Below are 19903 nucleotides of genomic sequence, written 5' to 3'. Positions count from 1 at the left end.
CAGATGTGGAAGCCCGGTAACGGGTGGAGCTGACTGGTACTAATAGGCCGAGGGCTTGTCCTCAGTTGCTCGCGTCCACTGTGTTAGTTCTGAAGTAACGAACTGTGTCCATGCCCGGTTGGTTAACTTCATAGTGTTTCGGTGGTCATAGCGTTAGGGAAACGCCCGGTTACATTCCGAACCCGGAAGCTAAGCCTTTCAGCGCCGATGGTACTGCAGGGGGGACCCTGTGGGAGAGTAGGACGCCGCCGAACAATCATTGTGGGAAAGCCCCGCACCAGCCCCTTCCGGGGGGCACGGTGCGGGGCTTTTCTGCGTTCAGGGCCCATCGGGGTCTCCTGTAGTGTCAGTGTGCATCGTTCGACTAGTTCTACCGTCACAGTGGAGGCCCCCGGGTGGAGGTCCAGGAGACTCGGGTTCAGACTGACCGAATTTTCACCATTCCGAACATCCTGAGCATGGCGCGCCTCGTCGGCGTACCCCTGTTCCTCTGGCTGATCCTGACGGAGCACGACGGGTGGGCACTTCTCGTCCTCATGCTCAGCGGGATCAGCGATTACCTCGACGGGAAACTCGCGCGGCGCTGGAATCAGATCAGCAATCTCGGTCGGCTGCTGGACCCGGCCGCCGACCGGCTGTACATCCTGACGACTCTCTTCGGCCTCACCTGGCGCGGGATTCTGCCGCTCTGGCTCACCGCGGCGCTGATCGCCCGTGAGCTGATGCTGCTGGTCATGGTGTGGATCCTGCGCCGGCACGGCTATCCGCCGCCGCAGGTCAACTTCCTAGGCAAGGCCGCGACCTTCAACCTGATGTACGCGTTCCCCTTGCTGTTGCTGAGTGACGGCGACGGTCCGTTGGCCTGGATGGCGTCAGTTTTCGGATGGGCGTTCGCCGGATGGGGTACAACCCTCTATTGGTGGGCAGGAATCCTTTACGTGGTCCAAGTCCGCCGGCTGGTCAAGGCGGACGCCACGGCCGATTGAGCTTGCTCGACGCCGGTACACGCGGAGGAGTTGCGGAGTCACCGTCCGAGACGGGTGAGGTCGGCTTGACCGTCATCTCTCAAGGAGGACTCTTCCGACATGAAGGCCGTCGTGATGGCCGGTGGCGAAGGCACACGTCTTCGCCCCATGACCTCGAGCATGCCCAAGCCGCTCCTGCCGGTGGCCAACCGGCCGATCATGGAGCACGTGCTCAGGCTGCTCAAGCGGCATGGGCTCAATGAGACCGTTGTGACTGTTCAGTTCCTGGCGTCCCTCGTCAAGAACTACTTCGGTGACGGCGAGGAGCTCGGGATGGAGCTCACCTATGCCAACGAGGAGAAGCCACTCGGGACCGCCGGCAGCGTCAAGAACGCCGAAGACGCTTTGAAGGACGACACCTTCCTCGTGATCTCCGGCGACGCGCTCACGGACTTCGACCTCACCGATCTGATCCGCTTCCACAAGGAGAAGGGCGGCCTCGTCACCGTCTGTCTGACGCGGGTACCGAATCCGCTGGAATTCGGCATCACCATCGTCGACGAGGAGGGCAAGGTCGAGCGCTTCCTGGAGAAGCCGACGTGGGGGCAGGTCTTCTCGGACACCATCAACACCGGCATCTACGTGATGGAGCCGGAAATCTTCGACTACGTCGACGCGGACGTCTCGGTCGACTGGTCCGGTGATGTCTTCCCGCAGCTGATGAAGGAAGGCCGGCCGATCTACGGCTACGTCGCCGAGGGCTACTGGGAGGACGTCGGTACGCACGAGAGCTACGTCAAGGCCCAGGCCGACGTGCTCGAGGGCAAGGTCCAGGTCGACATGGACGGGTTCGAGATCTCGCCCGGCGTCTGGATCGCCGAAGGCGCCGAGGTGAGCCCCGACGCCGTGCTGCGCGGGCCGCTGTACGTCGGTGACTACGCCAAGGTCGAGGCCGGCGTCGAGATCCGCGAGCACACGGTCATCGGGTCGAACGTCGTCGTCAAGAGCGGGGCCTTCCTGCACAAGGCCGTGGTGCACGACAACGTGTACATCGGTCCCCACAGCAACCTGCGCGGCTGCGTGATCGGCAAGAACACCGACATCATGCGGGCCGCCCGTATCGAGGACGGCGCCGTCATCGGTGACGAGTGCCTCGTCGGTGAGGAATCGATCGTCCAGGGGAACGTGCGGGTCTACCCTTTCAAGACGATCGAGGCCGGCGCCTTCGTCAACACCTCGGTCATCTGGGAGTCCCGCGGTCAGGCCCATCTGTTCGGGGCCCGGGGAGTCACCGGGATACTGAACGTGGAGATCACCCCCGAGCTGGTGGTGCGGCTGGCCGGTGCCTACGCGACGACCCTCAAGAAGGGCGCCACGGTCACCACGGCCCGCGACCACTCCCGTGGTGCGCGAGCGCTCAAGCGGGCCGTGATCTCGGCGCTCCAGGCCAGCGCGATCAACGTCCGCGACCTGGAGAACGTGCCGCTGCCCGTCGCGCGGCAGCAGACCGCGAGAGGCAGCGCCGGCGGCATCGTGCTGCGCACCTCGCCCGGAGTGCCGGACTCGGTGGACATCATGTTCCTCGACGAGCGCGGTGCGGACCTCTCCCTCCAGCAGCAGCGCAAGCTGGACCGCGTGTACGCCCGCCAGGAGTACCGGCGGGCGTTCCCGGGTGAGATCGGTGACCTGCAGTTCCCGGGCAGCGTCTTCGACGCGTACACGGGTTCGATGCTCCGGCGCGTGGACATCACGGGAGTAGCCGATTCGGGGCTCAAGGTGGTCGTGGACGCCTCCAACGGCAGCGCGGGCCTGGTTCTCCCCAGCCTGCTCGGCCGCCTCGGGGTGGACGCCCTGACCGTCAATCCGGGGCTCGACGAGTCCCGCCCGACGGAGACCAGGGAAACCCGGCGGGCCGGGCTGGTGCGGCTGGGCGAGATCGTGGCCTCCTCGCGGGCGGCCTTCGGCGTTCGCTTCGACCCGGTGGGCGAGCGGATCTCGCTGGTGGACGAACGCGGTCGGATCATCGAGGACGACCGGGCGCTGCTGGTGCTGCTCGACCTCGTCGCCGCGGAGAAGCGCAGCGGCAAGGTGGCGCTGCCGGTGACCACCACACGGGTCGCCGAGCAGGTGGCGGCGTACCACGGCACCCAGGTGGAGTGGACGACGACCTCGCCGGACGACCTGACCCGGGTGGGCCGGGCGGAGAGCACCATCTTCGGTGGTGACGGCCGCGGCGGGTTCATCGTTCCCGAGTTCAGCAGCGTCTTCGACGGTTCGGCGGCGTTCGTCCAGCTGATCGGGCTGGTGGCGCGTACGCAGCTCACCCTGAGCCAGATCGACGCACGGATCCCGCGGGCGCACGTGCTCAAGCGGGACGTGCCGACGCCGTGGGCGGTGAAGGGGCTCGTCATGCGGCGGGTCGTGGAGGCGGCCGGCGACCGGCAGGTGGACACCACCGACGGGGTGCGCGTGGTCGAGGCCGACGGCCGCTGGGCGCTGGTGCTGCCGGACCCGGCGGAGGCGGTCACGCACCTGTGGGCCGAGGGCCCCGACGACGCCTCCGCGCAGGCGCTGCTGGACGAGTGGGCCGCGGTGGTGGACGCCGGCGAACACTGAGGCGGCCGCGCGAGGCGTGAGCGCCGCCGGCGGTCCGGGCGGGGAGAGCCCTCTCCCCGTCCCGGCCGTCGGACGGCGCATTCGGTGTCGGCGGGGGCGCCATGCGACGATGAGCGGCATGTCGCAGCCGCACCACAACCGGAGTTCGGTCACCCGGCCCGCGCGCCCGGACGCTTCCATGTCGCTGCTGACGCACGTGATGGACCACAGTCTCGACGAGGGCTATGCGGAAGCCTCGGCGCGGCGCGAGGCCGAGGGCACTTCCGGGCTCCCGCGCACCCTCAAGGCCAAGCTGGCGCTCGCGGGCGGGCTCGTGCTCGCCGCGATGGTGGTCACCCTGGGGGCGGCCCAGGCGCGGGTAGCGGCGCCGGTACTGGCCAAGGAGCGTCAGGAGCTCATCGACCGGGTGGAGCGTGCCAACGCCCACGCGGACGGGCTGGAGACGGACATCGAGCGGCTGCGCACCGAGGTCGCCGACCGCCAGCAGGCGGCACTCAAGCAGGTGGGCGGGGACCAGGGGCGGCTCGTGGCGCTGCTGTCCGGGGCGACCGAGGTCCGCGGGCCCGGGGTGAAGCTGGTGGTGGACGACGCCAAGGGTTCCGCGTCGGGCGGTGGCGGCGGGCCGCGTGAGAGCAAGGGGTTCTCGGACACCGGACGGCTGCGGGACCGGGACATGCAGAAGATCGTCAACGGGCTCTGGCAATCGGGGGCCGAGGCGATCTCGATCAACGGGCAGCGGCTGACCGCCCTGTCGGCGATCAGGGCCGCCGGTGACGCGATACTGGTCGACAACAGGCCGCTCGTGCCGCCGTACGAAGTCCTCGCCGTGGGTGACCCCAAGCGGCTGGGCACCCGGTTCCAGGACTCGGAGGGCGGCCAGTACCTGCACGTGCTGCAGGAGAGCTACGGGATCCGCGACACCCTGTCGCCGGTCGACGACCTCCGCCTCCAGGCCGCGCCGAGCCTCACCGTACGCACAGCCACAGCAGAACAGCCGAAGAAGGGTGCATCGTGATCGCGGTACTGGGCCTCGTGGCCGGAGTGGTGATCGGACTTCTGGTCCGGCCCGAAGTGCCGGCCGTGGTGGAGCCATATCTGCCGATCGCCGTGGTCGCGGCGCTGGACGCGGTGTTCGGCGGGCTGCGCGCGATGCTGGACGGCATCTTCGTGGACAAGGTGTTCGTGGTGTCGTTCCTGTCGAACGTGGTGGTGGCCGCGCTGATCGTCTTCCTCGGGGACAAGCTGGGCGTCGGCTCGCAGCTGTCGACCGGTGTGGTGGTCGTGCTCGGCATCCGCATCTTCTCCAACGCGGCGGCGATCCGCCGGCACGTGTTCCGGGCGTGAGGCCGCGATGAGTACGAATGACACCCCTCCCGAGGAACCGAAAGTCCCTGAGCAGCCTCTTGCAGAGGGAAAGCCGGCACCGGCCGGGGCCCCGCAGCAGAGCGGCCGCCAGCGGCTGGCCGCGGGGCTGTGGCCGCCGCGGCTGAGCCGGGCGCAACTGATCGTCGCGCTGCTGCTGTTCGTGCTGGGACTCGGGCTGGCCATCCAGGTGCGGTCCAACAGCGACTCCAGCGCCCCGCTGCGCGGCGCCCGCCAGGAGGACCTCGTACGGATCCTCGACGAGCTGGACGGACGCACCAAGCGGCTGGAGGACGAGAAGCAGCAGCTGGAGGACCAGCGCAAGGAGCTGGAGAGCAGCTCCAACCAGGCGGAGGAGGCGCGCAGGCAGACCGTGGAGAAGGAGCGCCAACTGGGCATCCTGGCCGGTACCGTGGCCGCACAGGGGCCGGGGATCACGCTGCGGATCACCGACCCCAAGGGCCAGGTGCAGTCCGATCAGCTGCTGGACACCCTCCAGGAGCTGCGGGCGGCCGGCGCGGAGGCGATCCAGATCAACGGTGTGCGGGTGGTGGCGGGCTCCTTCTTCTCGGACGAGGGCGGTGGGGTCGGGATCGACGGTAAGAAGATCACACAGCCCTACGAGTTCAGGGTGATCGGCAAGCCCCAGGACTTGGAGCCCGCGCTCAACATCCCCGGCGGTGTGGTGCAGTCGCTGGAGAAGGAACAGGCGACGGTCGCCGTCACACGGTCGGCGAAGATCGTTGTGGACGCCTTGCGGGCTGCGAAGCAGCCTGACTACGCTCGGTCGTCATCGCCGTGAGGCGGGGTGGAATGTGGAGCGGCTCACGTGGGCGGATGCCTGCGGGGGGTCGACGCGCCGAAGTCGCGGTGCGTGGTGGAAACTGTCTGGTGGTTACGGACGTTGTGAGAATGTCCGGGTCGGCAGGTGTGTGCATGCGGAGTTCGTCCTGCCCCACGGGCGGGTCTGTTTCGGTCAAGGGGAATCGCCCGTGAAGTTGTTTGAGAAGTTGTTCGGCAAGAAGAACCGTGAGGAAAGCGGTGCACGGCACCGTGCGGGTCATGGGGATGCGGAAGCCCAGGCCGACCGTCCCCTCTTCCGGGACGAGGTCGCCGGCGAGGGTGACATTCCGGGCACTCCGGGCGCGTCGGCTGTTGACCCTGCCGGTTCCGGGCGCATAGGTTTCGGTGATCCATCAACCTCGAGTGCGGGTGGAGGGTTTGCCTCCGACCCGTATGCCACCAATGCCTCCGCGGGGCAGCCGCGGCGCGAGGAGCCGTCCATGTCGGCCGAGCAGATTTGCAGCAGGTGCGGGCACCGCAGCGATGCGGCGAGCCGGTTCTGCTCCAACTGCGGGGCGCCGCTGCGGCCGGGCCTGACGCCGGAGCGTGCCTCGGAGACCACGTCCACCATCTCGATCTCGGGCCTGGAGGCCTACGAGGCCGAGGTGGCGGGACACGCGCCGTCCTCGCTTTCCCCCGAGGCCCAGGCCGCGGTGGAAGCCCTGCCCCCGGGCTCCGCTCTGCTGATCGTGCGGCGCGGACCCAACTCCGGCAGCCGCTTCCTGCTGGACGGCGAGCTGACCACGGCGGGCCGGCACCCGCAGAGCGACATCTTCCTGGACGACGTCACCGTCTCGCGGCGGCACGTCGAGTTCCGCAGGAGCCCGGACGGCGGGTTCACCGTCTCCGACGTGGGCAGTCTCAACGGCACGTACGTCAACCGTGAGCCGATCGACTCCGTCGCCCTGCACAACGGCGACGAGGTGCAGATCGGCAAGTACCGGCTGGTCTTCTACGCGAGCCTGCGGGGCGTCTGACCTCCCCCGGGCACCTTCCGGCCCCCGCCGGAGGGTGGCCCCCAGGGGACCCAACAGGGAAGGTCCCATGCTGCGTACCCCCACCGGCGGTGCCGCGAAGAACGGCACCGCCGGGACCGCCGGGCGGCTGGTGAGCATCGGCACGGTGCTGACCATGCTGCGCGACGAGTTCCCCGACGTCACGATCTCGAAGATCCGCTTCCTGGAGGCGGAGGGGCTGGTCGAGCCCAGACGCACACCTTCCGGATACCGCAAGTTCAGCACGGACGACGTCGAGCGGCTGAGCCGGATCCTGCGCCTGCAGCGCGACCACTACCTGCCGCTGAAAGTGATCCGGGAGCAGCTCGACGCGCTCGACCGCGGCGAGCAGATCCGTATCCCGGCCCCCACGGCGCCCCGTGACCCGGGCGGCGCGCCCGACACCATTGGGCCCGCGGCCGTTTACGGCGAAGTGGGCCGGGAACGGCCGGCGGCGGCCCGGGTGGGGCGGGCGGAGCTGCTGGCCGCCGCCGAGGTGGAGGAGGAGCAACTGGCCGAGTGGGAGTCGTACGGCCTGCTCGGTGAGGCGCCGGACGGCGGGTTCGACCCGGAGGCGGTCACCGTGGCGCGGCTGATCGCGGATCTCGGCCGTTTCGGACTGGAGCCCAGGCACCTGCGGGCGATGAAGGCGGCGGCGGACCGCGAGGCCGGCCTGGTGGAGCAGGTCGTCTCCCCCCTTCGGCGGCACCGCAACCCGCAGACCAGGGCCCATGCCGAGGCCACCATGAAGGAGCTGGCGGGGCTCTCCGTACGGCTGCACGAGGCTCTCGTGCAGACCGCTCTCGGGGTCCGCCTGCGTTGACCGGAAAGAGCCCGACTACCCAAACCGGTCGGGCACGTCCTAGGGTTGCTGTGTGAACGAGCTCGACGTTGTGGGTGTCCGGGTGGAAATGCCCTCGAACCAACCGATCGTGCTCCTGCGTGAAGTGGGAGGCGATCGGTACCTCCCCATCTGGATCGGTCCTGGGGAGGCGACCGCCATTGCCTTCGCGCAGCAGGGGATGGCCCCTGCCCGCCCGCTGACGCACGACCTGTTCAAGGACGTGCTGGAGGCGGTCGGTGAGGAGCTGACCGAGGTACGGATCACGGATCTGCGGGAGGGCGTCTTCTACGCGGAGCTCGTCTTCGCGAGCGGGGTCGAGGTGAGCGCGCGGCCTTCCGACGCGATAGCGCTGGCCCTGCGGACGGGAACGCCGATCTACGGCAGTGACGGCGTGCTGGACGACGCCGGCATCGCCATCCCGGACGAGCAGGAGGACGAGGTGGAGAAGTTCCGCGAGTTCCTCGATCAGATCTCGCCCGAGGACTTCGGCACCGGCCCGCAGTGAGCGGGCGGACAAGCCGCCCACCAGGGACATTCAGCCCATTCGGTTAGCCTTTCCCCGATAAGGGGCACGGGAAACCACTCTCAGGGTGATTATCACTCGGCGTGCCGAGTGTGGCGATCGTTGACGCACCCCTGGTGACTGCCTACCTTCGAGGTGGCAGGTCAAGGACGGAGGGTCGGCGTGAGCATCACGGGCGACGGCATGACCGGGGGCACCCCCGCACGGAGTGACGGTGGGCCGTACCCGCTGCACGGCGGTGCGGCGGGCAGTGCGCGCCGTCAGCCGGAACCGGCGCCGGCCGCAGCGGACGGCGTGGCCCCGGCGGCCGAGCAGGTCGGCTACCGGGGGCCGACGGCGTGCGCCGCCGCCGGCATCACCTACCGGCAGCTCGACTACTGGGCGCGGACCGGCTTGGTGGAGCCGAGCGTGCGCCCGGCCTACGGCTCCGGCACGCAGCGGCTGTACAGCTTCCGCGACGTGGTGGTCCTCAAGATCGTCAAACGCTTCCTGGACACCGGGGTGGCGCTCCAGAACATCCGCACCGCGGTGCAGCACCTGCGCGACCGCGGCTTCTCGGACCTGGAGCGCATGACCTTGATGAGCGACGGCGCCACCGTGTACGAGTGCACCTCGCCGGACCAGGTCGTGAGCCTGCTCCAGGGTGGCCAGGGCGTCTTCGGCATCGCCGTGGGCGTGGTCTGGCGGGACGTGGAGAACGCCCTGTCGCAGTTGCACGGGGAACGGATCGACACCGGCGAGACGCTGGTGGGCCACAACCCGAGGGACGAACTGGCCGCGCGCCGCAACCGGGCCGTCTGACGCGCGGCGCGCCGCCGGGGGCCCGGGCGGCGTTGTCAGTGGCGTAGGGGAGCATCGGAGCCGTGAGAGCCGCGCCGACCATCCTCCACCTGGACATGGACGCCTTCTACGCCGCCGTGGAGCAGGCGTCGAAGCCGAGCCTGCGCGGAAAGCCGGTGATCGTCGGCGGTCTCGGGCCGCGCGGAGTCGTCGCCACCGCCTCCTACGAAGCCAGGCGCTTCGGGGTGCATTCTGCGATGCCGACGGCGCAGGCCAGACGGCTCTGCCCCAACGGTGCCTACCTGATCCCCCGCTTCACCCTCTACCGGGAGGTCAGCGAGACGGTCATGGCCCTGCTGCGGGAGCTGTCACCGCTGGTCGAGCCGCTCAGCCTCGACGAGGCCTTCGTGGACCTGGAGGCGGGCGGGGTCGCCTTCGACTCGGCAACGGCCCGGGCGACGGGCGAGCGGCTGCGCGCCGACATCATGGCCGCCACCGGCCTCAGCGGCTCCGTGGGGCTGGCCGGATCGAAGATGCTGGCCAAGGTCGCCTCGGAGGAGGCCAAGCCGGCGGGGCTGCTGCTGATCGAGCCGGGAACGGAACGGGAACTGCTCGCGCCGATGTCGGTACGGACCCTGCCGGGCGTCGGGCCGGCCACCGGGGAGCACTTGCGGCGGGCCGGGATCACCACGGTGGGGGACCTGGCCGAGGCCGGCGAGGACGAGCTGGTCCGGATGGTGGGGCGGGCACACGGCGCCGGGCTGTACCGGATGGCGCTGGGCCTGGACGACCGGCCGGTGGTCGCCGAGCGGGACGCGAAGTCGGTGTCCGTGGAGGACACCTTCGACGTCGACCTGCACGACCGGGTGAGGATCCGGTACGAGGTGCAGCGGCTCGCCGACCGCTGTGTGGGGCGGCTGCGCGGTTCGGGGCACTCCGGGCGCACCATCGTGCTGAAGGTGCGCCGCTACGACTTCTCGACCCTGACCCGCTCGGAGACGCTGCGGGGCCCCACCGACGACCCGGGGGTGGTGCGGGAGGCCGCTGCGCGGCTGCTCGAAGCCGTGGACACCACCGGCGGGGTCCGGCTGCTCGGCGTCGGGGTGACGGGGCTGGCGGACTACACCCAGGAGGACCTGTTCGCGCAGGCCGACGCGCTGGCCGCGCAGCAGGCGGAAGAGGCCGCGCAGGAGGGCGCGGCGGACGGCACGGTGGGGGAGGCGGAGGCCGATGGGCCGGACGGGGCGCGGGAGCCGGGCGGGGCGGCCGGCCCGGCCGGGGCGCTCGTACCGGCCGCGGTGGGCGGGCAGGAGCCCGAGCCGGCCGCCGAGCGCCGCTGGCCGGCCGGCAGCGACGTCCGGCACGCGCTCTACGGCCCGGGCTGGGTCCAGGGAAGTGGGGTCGGCCGGGTGACCGTGCGCTTCGAGCGGCCCGGATCCGCGCCCGGCCGGGTACGGACCTTCCGGCTGGACGACCCCGAGCTGGAACCGTCCGACCCGCTGCCGCTGGTAGGGGAGGAGGAGCCGCCCCGAGGCCCCGGCTAGCCTTCGCCGGCCAGGCTGCCGAAGTCCCGGGGCGTCGGGGGCGGGGGCCGCTGGAAGTCCGTCGGCAGGGTCACGTCCAGCCCGTAGTGGTGGTAGAGCTGGAGCTCCTGTTCCGGTGAGAGGTGGCGCCCGACGCCGAAGTCGGGGGCCTCCTTGATCAGGGAGCGTTCGAAGGGCACCCGCAGGGTGTCGTCGACCACCTCACTGGGCTCCAGGGGGACGAAGGCGTCCCGGCTGAACAAGCCGGTCCGCACGGCGGCCCATTCGGGCACGCCGGTGGCGTCGTCGAGGTAGACCTCGTCCACGGTGCCGATCTTGGCGCCATTGCGGTCGAACGCCTTGCGGCCGATGAGACTGCGGGGATCGATGTCGGTCTGCACGGTCCGGTCCCTCCAACTGGTCGCAACTCCTCCGTAATGACTACAGAAGGGCATATCCGCACAGGGGGCCACTCGAGGGAGCTTCCAGATCCTCGCTGGTAGGCTGGGCGATGGCTGTTGACCCTGTGCGGGAGAGTCCTCCGAGTGAGAACGACGGAGGCGCCGAAGGAGCAAATCCTCCCCGGAATCTCTCAGGCATACGTACCGCACGTGACGAGGCCACTCTGGAAAGCAGGGGCGGGTACGGGCGCGCAGTGCCGGTTCCCCTCCTCACCGACGGTGAAAGCCGGATCCGCGGGCCATCCCCGCGACTCCGGCGAAGCTCTCAGGTTGAGATGACAGAGGGGGAGGCCGTCCGGGTGCCCGCGCCGTGGTGCCCCTCGCAGGTCGTACGACCAGGAGGCCTCCGTACATGACCGCCAACCGCATTCCGCTCTCTCAGCTGGAGCGAGGCATCCCCTTCGAGCAGCGCCACATCGGCCCGGATGCCGAGGCGCAGGCCAAGATGCTCGCCCAGGTGGGCTACGGCTCCCTGGACGAACTCACTGCCGCCGCGGTACCGGATGTGATCAAGACCGCGGCCGCGCTGAACCTCCCCGAGGCGCGGACCGAGGCCGAGGTGCTGGCAGAGCTGCGCTCGCTCGCCGACCGCAACCAGGTCCTGTCCTCCATGATCGGCCTCGGTTACTACGGCACCTTCACGCCGCCGGTGATCCTGCGGAACGTCATGGAGAACCCGGCCTGGTACACGGCCTACACGCCGTACCAGCCCGAGATCTCGCAGGGCCGCCTGGAGGCGCTGCTGAACTTCCAGACCGTCGTCGCCGACCTGACCGGCCTGCCGACCTCCGGCGCCTCCCTGCTCGACGAGGGCACCGCGGCCGCCGAGGCCATGTCGCTGGCCCGGCGCGTCGGCAAGGTCAAGGGCGGCGTCTTCCTGATCGACGCCGACGCGCTGCCCCAGACGATCGCCGTGATCGAGACCCGCGCGGAGCCGATCGGGGTCGAGGTCGTCGTCGCGGACCTGTCCGAGGGCATCCCGGCCGACATCGCCGAGCGCGGTGTCTTCGGTGTGCTGCTCCAGTACCCCGGTGCCTCCGGCGCCGTGCGCGAGATCAAGCCGGTCATCGACCAGGCGCACGAGCTGGGTGCCGTCGTCACCGTCTCCGCCGACCTGCTCGCGCTGACCCTGCTGACCTCCCCCGGCGAGCTGGGCGCCGACATCGCCGTCGGCACCACGCAGCGCTTCGGTGTCCCGATGGGCTTCGGCGGACCGCACGCCGGCTACATGGCCGTCCAGGCCAAGCACGCCCGCTCGCTGCCCGGCCGCCTCGTCGGCGTCTCCGTCGACGCGGACGGCAACAAGGCGTACCGCCTCGCGCTCCAGACCCGCGAGCAGCACATCCGCCGCGAGAAGGCCACCAGCAACATCTGTACCGCGCAGGTGCTGCTCGCCGTCATGGCCGGCATGTACGCCGTCTACCACGGCCCGGACGGCCTGCGCACGATCGCCCGCCGGACCCACCGCTACGCCGCCCTGCTCGCCGCGGGCCTGACGGCCGGCGGGGTCGAGATCGTGCACGGCGCGTACTTCGACACCGTCACCGCCCGGGTCCCGGGCCGCGCCGTCGAGGTAGTGGCCGCCGCCCGCGAGGGCGGGGTGAACCTCCACCAGGCCGGCGCCGACCTCGTCTCCGTCGCCTGTGACGAGACGACGCTGCGCGCCGACATCGAGGCCGTGTGGGCCGCCTTCGGCGTCACCGCGGACATCGAGGCACTGGATGCCACCGCCGCGGACGCGCTGCCCGAGGGCCTGCTGCGCTCGGACGCGTACCTGACGCACCCGGTGTTCCACCAGCACCGCAGCGAGACCGCCATGCTGCGCTACCTGCGCAAGCTCGCGGACAAGGACTACGCGCTGGACCGCGGCATGATCCCGCTGGGCTCGTGCACCATGAAGCTCAACGCGACCACCGAGATGGAGCCGGTCACCTGGCCCGAGTTCGGCCAGCTGCACCCGTTCGCCCCGGTGGAGCAGGCCGAGGGCTACCTCACGCTCATCACCGAGCTGGAGGAACGTCTCTGCGAGGTCACCGGCTACGACAAGGTCTCGATCCAGCCAAACGCCGGATCCCAGGGCGAGTTCGCCGGCCTGCTGGCGGTCCGCGCCTACCACCGGGCGAACGGCGACGAGCAGCGCACCGTCTGCCTCATCCCGTCCTCCGCGCACGGCACGAACGCCGCCAGCGCCGTAATGGCCGGCATGAAGGTCGTCGTCGTCAAGACCGCCGACGACGGCGAGGTGGACGCGGACGACCTGCGCGCCAAGATCGAGCAGTACCGCGACGAGCTCGCCGTGCTGATGATCACCTACCCCTCGACGCACGGGGTGTTCGAGGAGCACGTCGCCGACATCTGCGCCCAGGTGCACGATGCGGGCGGCCAGGTCTACGTGGACGGTGCCAACCTCAACGCCCTGGTGGGTCTGGCCAAGCCGGGCCACTTCGGCGGCGACGTCTCCCACCTGAACCTGCACAAGACCTTCTGCATCCCGCACGGCGGCGGCGGTCCGGGCGTCGGCCCGGTCGGTGTCCGGGCGCACCTCGCCCCGTACCTGCCCAACCACCCGTTGCAGCCGGCCGCCGGCCCCGAGACGGGCGTCGGCCCGATCTCGGCGGCGCCCTGGGGTTCGGCGGGCATCCTGCCCATCTCCTGGTCCTACGTGCGCCTGATGGGCGGCGAGGGTCTCAAGCGCGCCACCCAGGTGGCGGTACTCGGTGCCAACTACATCGCCAAGCGCCTGGAGCCGCACTACCCGGTCCTCTACACGGGCCCCGGCAACCTGGTCGCGCACGAATGCATCATCGACCTGCGTCCGCTGTCGAAGGCGACGGGCGTGAGCGTGGACGACATCGCCAAGCGTCTGATCGACTACGGCTTCCACGCGCCGACGATGTCCTTCCCGGTGGCCGGCACGCTGATGATCGAGCCGACGGAGTCCGAGGACCTCGCCGAAATCGACCGGTTCTGCGACGCGATGATCGCCATCCGCGCGGAGATCGAGCGGGTCGCGGGCGGCGAGTGGCCGGTGGACGACAACCCGCTGGCCAACTCCCCGCACACCGCGGCGGCGCTGGGCGGCGAGTGGAACCACCCGTACAGCCGTGACGAGGCCGTCTTCCCGGGCGGCGTCACCGCGGCCGAGAAGTACTGGCCGCCGGTGCGCCGGATCGACGGCGCCTTCGGTGACCGGAACCTGGTGTGCTCCTGCCCGCCGCTGGACGAGTACGACGCCTGAGCCGTCGGCGTAGTCGGATGACGTAGGAAGGGGCCGGTCCCGGGGCGCATGCTCCGGGACCGGCCCCTCCTCGTGCGCGGGCCGCTACGCGATGGCGAGCGGGCGGTGCGGGGCGATGATCTGCCCGTCCGGCAGCAGCTCACCGGTGTCCTCGAAGAGCAGGACGCCGTTGCACAGCAGGCTCCAGCCCTGTTCCGGGTGGTTGGCCACCGGGCGTGCGGCCTCCCGGTCGGCGGACTCTGATGACGGGCAGGCAGGCTGGTGCTGGCACATGGATGCGTTCTTTCGCTGCGGTGTGGTCTGCGTGCTACGGCTCGATGCGTGTTTCATGGCCGTCCCCCTGTGTTTCATCCCCGCACCAGCGGGGATGTGTCGTCAGTCTTCCCCCATGACGGCTGCTTCGCAGGGATTTCCCGGCAGCTGTCCTCATAGATTGATGACGCATCACTCGTGCGGGCGGTTCAGCCAACTCCCCTGTCGGTCGGGGTGGTTCCGCGCTGGCCCAAGCGGGCTACGCCGCATGGGCCACTCGGGCCATGTCGCTACGACCGTGCAGGTCAGGCCGCCGGAGCGGCCACCGGCGGCGGGGTCGGCGGTGCGGTGCGCCGCAGCCGGTGGGTCAGTACGGGCAGCAGTTCGGACACCGGGTGCGGCCGGTAGGCGGCGATCCCGGGCGGGGCGGGGGCCAGCGGTACCAGCAGGTCGGCGGCCGCCGGCAGGCCCGCGGCGGCGTCGGCGTTCACGGCCCCGTGCAGCCACAGCGTCAGCATGTACAGCTCCGGCACGGACAGCAGCCTCGGCTGGTACCCCTGGCCGAGCGACTCCGCCTGACGCAGCGCGCGTTCCGTCGCGGCCACGTAGGGGCCCTCGAAGAAGTGCGAGAAGACCCAGCCGTCCGCGGTGAGGCGGGTGTCGGCGGCGGCGACGAACCGGTCGCCGCTGCGGATCAGGAACCGCCAGCCCGTCAGCCGCGTACGGGGCGGCCTGCCGCCGGCTGCCAGCGGCGAGGTGTGCAACCGGTCGAGCACGTGGACCGGGAGCGGGAGTTCGGCGGTGACCGGCCCTTGCAGGGCGCGCAGGGAAGGGGTGTGTGCCTCGTTGACGGCGGTGGGGGAACCGAGTGCCGCGAGGACGCTGCGCAGGGCGGGCGCGGGAGCCGGAGGGACATGCAGCGGCATGGTGGGTCGCCTCTCACTTGGGAGACCGGTGCTACGGGAGAAGGTGCGGACGGCGCTGACGCATTCTGGGGTCAGAGGTGGGCTGTGGGGCAATGGCCGCGCGCCAACTCTCTGCCTCGTTTGCGGAGTTTATACGACATGTGTTCACGCGATGTTTCGGCTAGCTGTCCCGGCTATTGCCGACAAGGCGTTTACCGGTCCCGCTGACCTGACATACATGCCGGTTCCACACGAGCATGCAGCGCTGACCTCGGAGGTTACCGGACGGGGGCTCGGCTGGAAAGCGCCGGTTATCCGGAATGGGCAAAGTCGATGCGGAATTTGCTGGAGTGGACTTGCCGGGTGAATGTGCCGAAGCGCCCTTCGCGCCAAACCGGCGCGCGCTGCCCGCCACGCACGCCCCCGCGGAGTTAGCGATCACGCCGCCGGGGCATCATCGACCGTAACGCGCGCCCGGATGCTGTGGGCCGGGCCACTTGAGGAGGGGACACCTCGATGGGGGAGAAGGTCGTGGCAGGCGGATTCGACCTGTCCGATCGGCAGCGGTACCGGAGGAAGCTGCGCGAGTGCCTGGAGGGTCTGGAGCGACTTCTGGCAGAGCAGAGGTTCGATCGCCCGAAGAACATGATGGGGCTGGAGATCGAATTGAATCTCGCAGGTGCCGACGGGTTGCCGAAAATGGTGAATGCCCAGGTCCTGGAACGGATAGCGAGCCCCGATTTCCAGACCGAGCTCGGAATGTTCAACCTGGAGGTCAACGTACTTCCGCACCGCCTGGAGGGCCGCGTTTTCGACCAGCTCGCCGAGGAGCTGAGCGCGGGACTGCACTACGCGCACCGGCAGGCTGCACAGATCGACGCGGGCGTCGTGATGATCGGCATCCTGCCGACGATCTCCCGTTCGGACCTGGCCCTGGCCAACCTCTCGGCCGTTGACCGCTACTCGCTGCTGAACGAGCAGATCCTGATGATGCGGGGCGAGGACTTCACCCTCGACATCGAGGGGGTCGAGCGGGTCACCTGGACCACCGGCTCGATCGTTCCCGAAGCGGCCTGCACCTCCGTGCAACTGCACTTGCAGGTGACCCCGGCCCGGTTCGCGGACGTGTGGAACGCGGCGCAGGCGGTGGCCGCCGTACAGATAGCCGTCGGGGCCAACTCCCCCTTCCTGTTCGGCCGGGAGCTGTGGCGGGAATCCCGGCCGCCGCTGTTCACGCAGGCCACCGACACCCGGCCGCCGGAGCTCCAGGCGCAGGGCGTGCGGCCGCGCACCTGGTTCGGGGAGCGGTGGGTGGAATCGGCGTACGAGCTCTTCGCGGAGAACGTGCGCTACTTCCCCGCGCTGCTGCCGATCTGCGACGAGGAGGAGCCGCTCCGGGTGCTCACCGAGGGCGGGGTGCCGAGCCTGCAGGAGCTGGTCCTGCACAACGGCACGGTCTACCGCTGGAACCGGCCCGTGTACGGGGTCGCCGACGGGGTGCCGCACCTGCGGGTGGAGAACCGGGTGCTGCCGGCCGGGCCGACGGTGGCCGACGTCGTCGCCAACGCGGCCTTCTACTACGGCCTCGTACGGACGCTCGCGGACGAGCCGCGTCCGGTGTGGACCCGGCTCCCGTTCGCCGAGGCGGAGGCCAACTTCGACGCGGCCTGCCGCTACGGCGTCGACGCCCGGCTGCGCTGGCCGCGCCGGGGCCGGGGGGCGGGCCTGGCGAGCGTACCGGCGGTGCGGCTGGTACTGGACGAGCTGCTGCCCATGGCGGCGGCGGGCCTGGACGCGTGGGGCATCGCACCCGCCGACCGGGACCGCTACCTCGGGATCATCGAGGAGCGGTGCCGGCGCCGGGTGAACGGGGCGACCTGGCAGGTCGACACCTACCGCCAGGCGCTCGCGGGCGGGCTGGAGCGCGACGCCGCGCTGGCCGCGACGACCCGGCGGTACACCGAGCTCATGCACCGGGGCGACCCCGTGCACACCTGGCCCGTGGGCCTCTCGGAGCGGGAGGTGGACGCCACGGCGGCGATCGGCCGCTGACCCGCCCGGGTCCGGTGCGTGCCCGGCCCCGTCCGCGAGGCAGTATGGGGGTGGCGGACAACGGGACGGCGGGACGGGAGTCGCACGTGCGGGTGGAGCCGGAGCCGGTGGCCGAGGGTCAGCGGGAGGACGACCGCGGGTACCTGCGGACCGAGACGCTGCTGGTGCTCGCGCTCTCGCTGGGCGCGAGCGCGGTCTCGGCGCTGATCAGCTTCATCGGCTCGCTCACGAAGCCGGGCGGCCTCAAGCACCAGGCCGCCACGCTCAACGGCTCGTACGCGCCGGGGCGGCCCTGGCTGGACCTGGCGTGGCAGCTGTTCGGCATCGCGACCGCGCTGGTTCCGGTCCTGCTCGTCGCCCACCTGCTGACCCGGGAAGGCGCGCCGGGGCTGCGGGTGCTCGGCTTCGACCGCACCCGCCCCGGCCGGGACCTGGGCCGGGGCGCGCTCGTCGCGGCGGGGATCGGGAGCGCGGGGCTCGCGTTCTACCTGGGCTCGCGGGCCGCCGGTTTCAACCTGACGGTGGTGCCCGAGGCGCTGCCCGACGTGTGGTGGAAGTTCCCGGTGCTGATCCTCTCCGCCGTGCAGAACGCGGTGGTGGAGGAGGTCATCGTGCTGGCTTACCTGCTGCGGCGGCTGGACGGCTTCGGCTGGTCCCCGATGGCGGCGCTGCTGGCCAGCGCGGTGCTGCGCGGCTCCTACCACCTCTACCAGGGTGTCGGCGGTTTCCTCGGCAACGTGGCGATGGGCGTCGTCTTCGTCCTGGCCTACCGCCGCTGGGGCCGGGTGGCCCCGCTGGTCGTCGCGCACGCGCTGCTCGACATCGTGGCCTTCGGCGGGTACGCGCTGCTGGCGGGGCACGTCTCCTGGCTGCCGACGCCCTGAGGGGTCAGGGGCGGGTGCGCAGCTCCCCGTCCAGCACCGTGACGGCGTCGCCGGTCAGCAGCGTACGGTCACCGGCGAGCCGGACGGTGACGAGGCCGGTGCGGGTTCCGCCCTGGAGGCCGACGAGCTCGGCGCGGCCCAGCCGCGCGGCCCAGAACGGGGCGAGCGCGGTGTGGGCGCTGCCGGTGACCGGGTCCTCGGCGATGCCGACGGCGGGGAAGAAGCCGCGGGAGACGAAGTCGTACCCGCGGGCGGGGTCCTCGGCGGCCGCGGTGACGATCACCCCGCGGCGGGCGTAGGCGCGCAGGGCGGCGTGGTCCGGCCTGAGCTCCCGTACGGCCCGCTCGTCGGCGAGTTCCACCACCAGGTCGCCGATGTGGTCGGACGTGTCGTGGACCGACAGGACCACCGCGCCCAGGGCGCGCTCCACCTCGGCGGGCGCCGCGACCGGGGTGAGCGCGGACGTCGGGAAGTCCATGGTGATCCGGCCGTCGGTGCCGGCCAGCGCCGTCAGCACGCCGCTGCGGGTGCCGAAGCGGATCAGGCCGTTCGCCAGGCCGCTCGTCGCCAGGACGTGCGCGGTGGCGAGGGTGGCGTGGCCGCACATGTCGACCTCGGTGGCCGGCGTGAACCAGCGCAGGGCCCAGTCGGCGTCCCCGCCGGGCGGCAGGGGGCGCGCGAAGGCGGTCTCGGAGAGGTTGACCTCGGCCGCGACCTGCTGCAGCCAGTGGTCCGGGGGGAACCCGCCGTCGAGCAGCAGCACTCCGGCGGGGTTCCCGGCGAAGGGCCGGTCGGTGAAGGCGTCGACGATTCGGATGCGCATGTCCCCGACCGTAGGGCGCCCCTTCGATCGCCGCCTAAGGCCAATGCGGGGTGTCTGGCTCTGTCGGTGAAAACTTTCCGATATATCGTTGACGCATCGCGAGAGGTCGGTGATAGTGGATACATCGGAGCCTGCGAGCGGGTCCGGAGGAGCGATCGCGACGATCGGCATCGAGATCACAAATGACGAAAGGAGCGCAGTCATGCGTTCACACGGACAGCACGGACATGACCACGGACCCGAGCACGGACGGGGTCACGGCCACTGCGGGCCTGACCGTCGGGAGGAGTTCATGGGGCGGCGCGCCGCCTTCGGGCCGTTCGGGCCGCCCTTCGGGGGTGGACCCTTCGGCGGACGCGGAGGACGGGGCGGGCCGCGCGGCCGTGCCCGGCGCGGCGATGTGCGCGCCTCGATCCTGGCGCTGCTCGCCGACCGGCCGATGCACGGCTACGAGATGATCCAGGAGATCGTCGAGCGCAGCGGCGGGGCGTGGAAGCCCAGCCCGGGCTCGGTCTACCCGACCCTCCAGCTGTTGGAGGACGAAGGCCTCATCACCAGTGAGAGCGATGGCGGCAAGAAGCTGTTCACGCTCACCGACGCCGGCCGCACCGAGGCCGAGTCGGGGCCGTCGGCCCCCTGGGCCGAGGCGGGCCGGGGCTTCGACTTCGAGGCGATGCACGAGGTCCGGACGGCCGGGATCGGCCTGATGGAAGCGTTCGGCCAGGTCTTCAAGACCGGCACGCCCGAGCAGCGCGAGAAGGCCCTCGCGGTCCTGAACGACGCCCGCAGGAAGCTCTACCTCATCCTGGCCGACGAGCACTGAGTCCGGCCGTACCT

18 protein-coding genes, 1 rRNA gene and 1 riboswitch are annotated in these 19903 nt (G+C 70.6%); of the genes, 15 read left to right on the top strand and 4 right to left on the bottom strand.

From position 1 onward, the window contains the following. Positions 1 to 137: 137 nt before the first annotated feature. The 11 genes from rrf to ACWGH1_RS02400 all read left to right on the top strand — a co-directional run bounded on the left by rrf (position 138) and on the right by ACWGH1_RS02400 (position 10472). Positions 138 to 254: ribosomal RNA gene (gene rrf, locus ACWGH1_RS02450) — 5S ribosomal RNA — on the top strand. 141 nt (positions 255 to 395) lie between these two features. Then, entirely contained in the window at positions 396 to 986 is a 591-nt protein-coding gene (locus ACWGH1_RS02445) for a CDP-alcohol phosphatidyltransferase family protein (RefSeq protein WP_453355234.1), read from the top strand. A 99-nt stretch (positions 987 to 1085) separates the two neighbouring features. Then, the gene (locus tag ACWGH1_RS02440) at positions 1086 to 3581 is read left to right on the top strand and encodes a sugar phosphate nucleotidyltransferase (protein WP_453355233.1); all 2496 of its coding nucleotides are present in this window, start codon (positions 1086 to 1088) and stop codon (positions 3579 to 3581) included. 109 nt (positions 3582 to 3690) lie between these two features. After that, on the top strand, positions 3691 to 4596 hold the full coding sequence (locus ACWGH1_RS02435; protein ID WP_453355232.1) for a DUF881 domain-containing protein: 906 nt from the start codon (positions 3691 to 3693) through the stop codon (positions 4594 to 4596). Beyond that, positions 4593 to 4925, top strand: coding sequence for a small basic family protein (locus tag ACWGH1_RS02430; RefSeq protein ID WP_365953911.1), 333 nt, complete (start codon positions 4593 to 4595; stop codon positions 4923 to 4925). The genes ACWGH1_RS02435 and ACWGH1_RS02430 overlap by 4 nt, the downstream gene beginning before the upstream one ends. Positions 4926 to 4932: 7 nt before the next feature. After that, entirely contained in the window at positions 4933 to 5745 is an 813-nt protein-coding gene (locus ACWGH1_RS02425; protein WP_453355231.1) for a DUF881 domain-containing protein, read from the top strand. An 82-nt stretch (positions 5746 to 5827) separates the two neighbouring features. After that, positions 5828 to 6763: an FHA domain-containing protein gene (locus ACWGH1_RS02420; protein ID WP_453355235.1), complete on the top strand. Its 936-nt coding sequence runs from the start codon at positions 5828 to 5830 to the stop codon at positions 6761 to 6763. 67 nt (positions 6764 to 6830) lie between these two features. Next, positions 6831 to 7604 carry a transcriptional regulator FtsR gene (ftsR, locus tag ACWGH1_RS02415; RefSeq protein ID WP_453408355.1) on the top strand — a complete coding sequence of 258 codons (774 nt, stop codon included), beginning with the start codon at positions 6831 to 6833 and terminating at the stop codon, positions 7602 to 7604. Between the two features lie 52 nt (positions 7605 to 7656). Then, positions 7657 to 8130 carry a bifunctional nuclease family protein gene (locus tag ACWGH1_RS02410; protein WP_007262890.1) on the top strand — a complete coding sequence of 158 codons (474 nt, stop codon included), beginning with the start codon at positions 7657 to 7659 and terminating at the stop codon, positions 8128 to 8130. Between the two features lie 201 nt (positions 8131 to 8331). Beyond that, positions 8332 to 8949 carry a MerR family transcriptional regulator gene (locus ACWGH1_RS02405; protein ID WP_453356964.1) on the top strand — a complete coding sequence of 206 codons (618 nt, stop codon included), beginning with the start codon at positions 8332 to 8334 and terminating at the stop codon, positions 8947 to 8949. 62 nt (positions 8950 to 9011) lie between these two features. After that, on the top strand, positions 9012 to 10472 hold the full coding sequence (locus ACWGH1_RS02400; RefSeq protein ID WP_453408354.1) for a DNA polymerase IV: 1461 nt from the start codon (positions 9012 to 9014) through the stop codon (positions 10470 to 10472). Here the strand turns inward: ACWGH1_RS02400 and ACWGH1_RS02395 are convergent. Next, entirely contained in the window at positions 10469 to 10852 is a 384-nt protein-coding gene (locus tag ACWGH1_RS02395) for a PRC-barrel domain-containing protein (protein ID WP_453357665.1), read from the bottom strand. The genes ACWGH1_RS02400 and ACWGH1_RS02395 overlap by 4 nt on opposite strands. Positions 10853 to 10970: 118 nt before the next feature. Further along, positions 10971 to 11069, top strand: a riboswitch (glycine riboswitch). A 195-nt stretch (positions 11070 to 11264) separates the two neighbouring features. On the opposite strand from ACWGH1_RS02395, the gene gcvP reads away from it, so the two are divergent. Beyond that, positions 11265 to 14150 carry an aminomethyl-transferring glycine dehydrogenase gene (gene gcvP, locus ACWGH1_RS02390; protein ID WP_453408353.1) on the top strand — a complete coding sequence of 962 codons (2886 nt, stop codon included), beginning with the start codon at positions 11265 to 11267 and terminating at the stop codon, positions 14148 to 14150. 84 nt (positions 14151 to 14234) lie between these two features. On the opposite strand, the gene ACWGH1_RS02385 is transcribed toward gcvP, so the two are convergent. Next, positions 14235 to 14423, bottom strand: a complete 189-nt coding sequence (locus tag ACWGH1_RS02385) for a DUF5999 family protein (protein ID WP_190187025.1) — start codon at positions 14421 to 14423, stop codon at positions 14235 to 14237. A 284-nt stretch (positions 14424 to 14707) separates the two neighbouring features. Then, positions 14708 to 15328, bottom strand: a complete 621-nt coding sequence (locus ACWGH1_RS02380; RefSeq protein WP_453354476.1) for a hypothetical protein — start codon at positions 15326 to 15328, stop codon at positions 14708 to 14710. Between the two features lie 495 nt (positions 15329 to 15823). Here ACWGH1_RS02380 and ACWGH1_RS02375 point away from each other — a divergent pair, with 495 nt between their 5' ends. Beyond that, positions 15824 to 17359 (top strand): glutamate-cysteine ligase family protein, encoded by a 1536-nt coding sequence (locus ACWGH1_RS02375; RefSeq protein WP_453354477.1) that lies wholly within the window; start codon positions 15824 to 15826, stop codon positions 17357 to 17359. A 44-nt stretch (positions 17360 to 17403) separates the two neighbouring features. After that, positions 17404 to 18243, top strand: a complete 840-nt coding sequence (locus ACWGH1_RS02370; protein ID WP_453354478.1) for a CPBP family intramembrane glutamic endopeptidase — start codon at positions 17404 to 17406, stop codon at positions 18241 to 18243. A gap of 4 nt (positions 18244 to 18247) precedes the next feature. Here ACWGH1_RS02370 and ACWGH1_RS02365 read toward each other — a convergent pair whose 3' ends face one another. Next, positions 18248 to 19066 carry a PhzF family phenazine biosynthesis protein gene (locus ACWGH1_RS02365; protein ID WP_453354479.1) on the bottom strand — a complete coding sequence of 273 codons (819 nt, stop codon included), beginning with the start codon at positions 19064 to 19066 and terminating at the stop codon, positions 18248 to 18250. A gap of 202 nt (positions 19067 to 19268) precedes the next feature. Between ACWGH1_RS02365 and ACWGH1_RS02360 the strand changes: the two genes are divergently transcribed. Further along, positions 19269 to 19889 (top strand): PadR family transcriptional regulator, encoded by a 621-nt coding sequence (locus tag ACWGH1_RS02360; protein ID WP_453354480.1) that lies wholly within the window; start codon positions 19269 to 19271, stop codon positions 19887 to 19889. Positions 19890 to 19903: the final 14 nt, after the last annotated feature.

Source organism: Streptomyces sp. NPDC054883, assembly GCF_053610645.1.
Note: the sequence above shows the minus strand (reverse complement) of the source record. Positions and strands in the feature narration are given on the sequence as shown.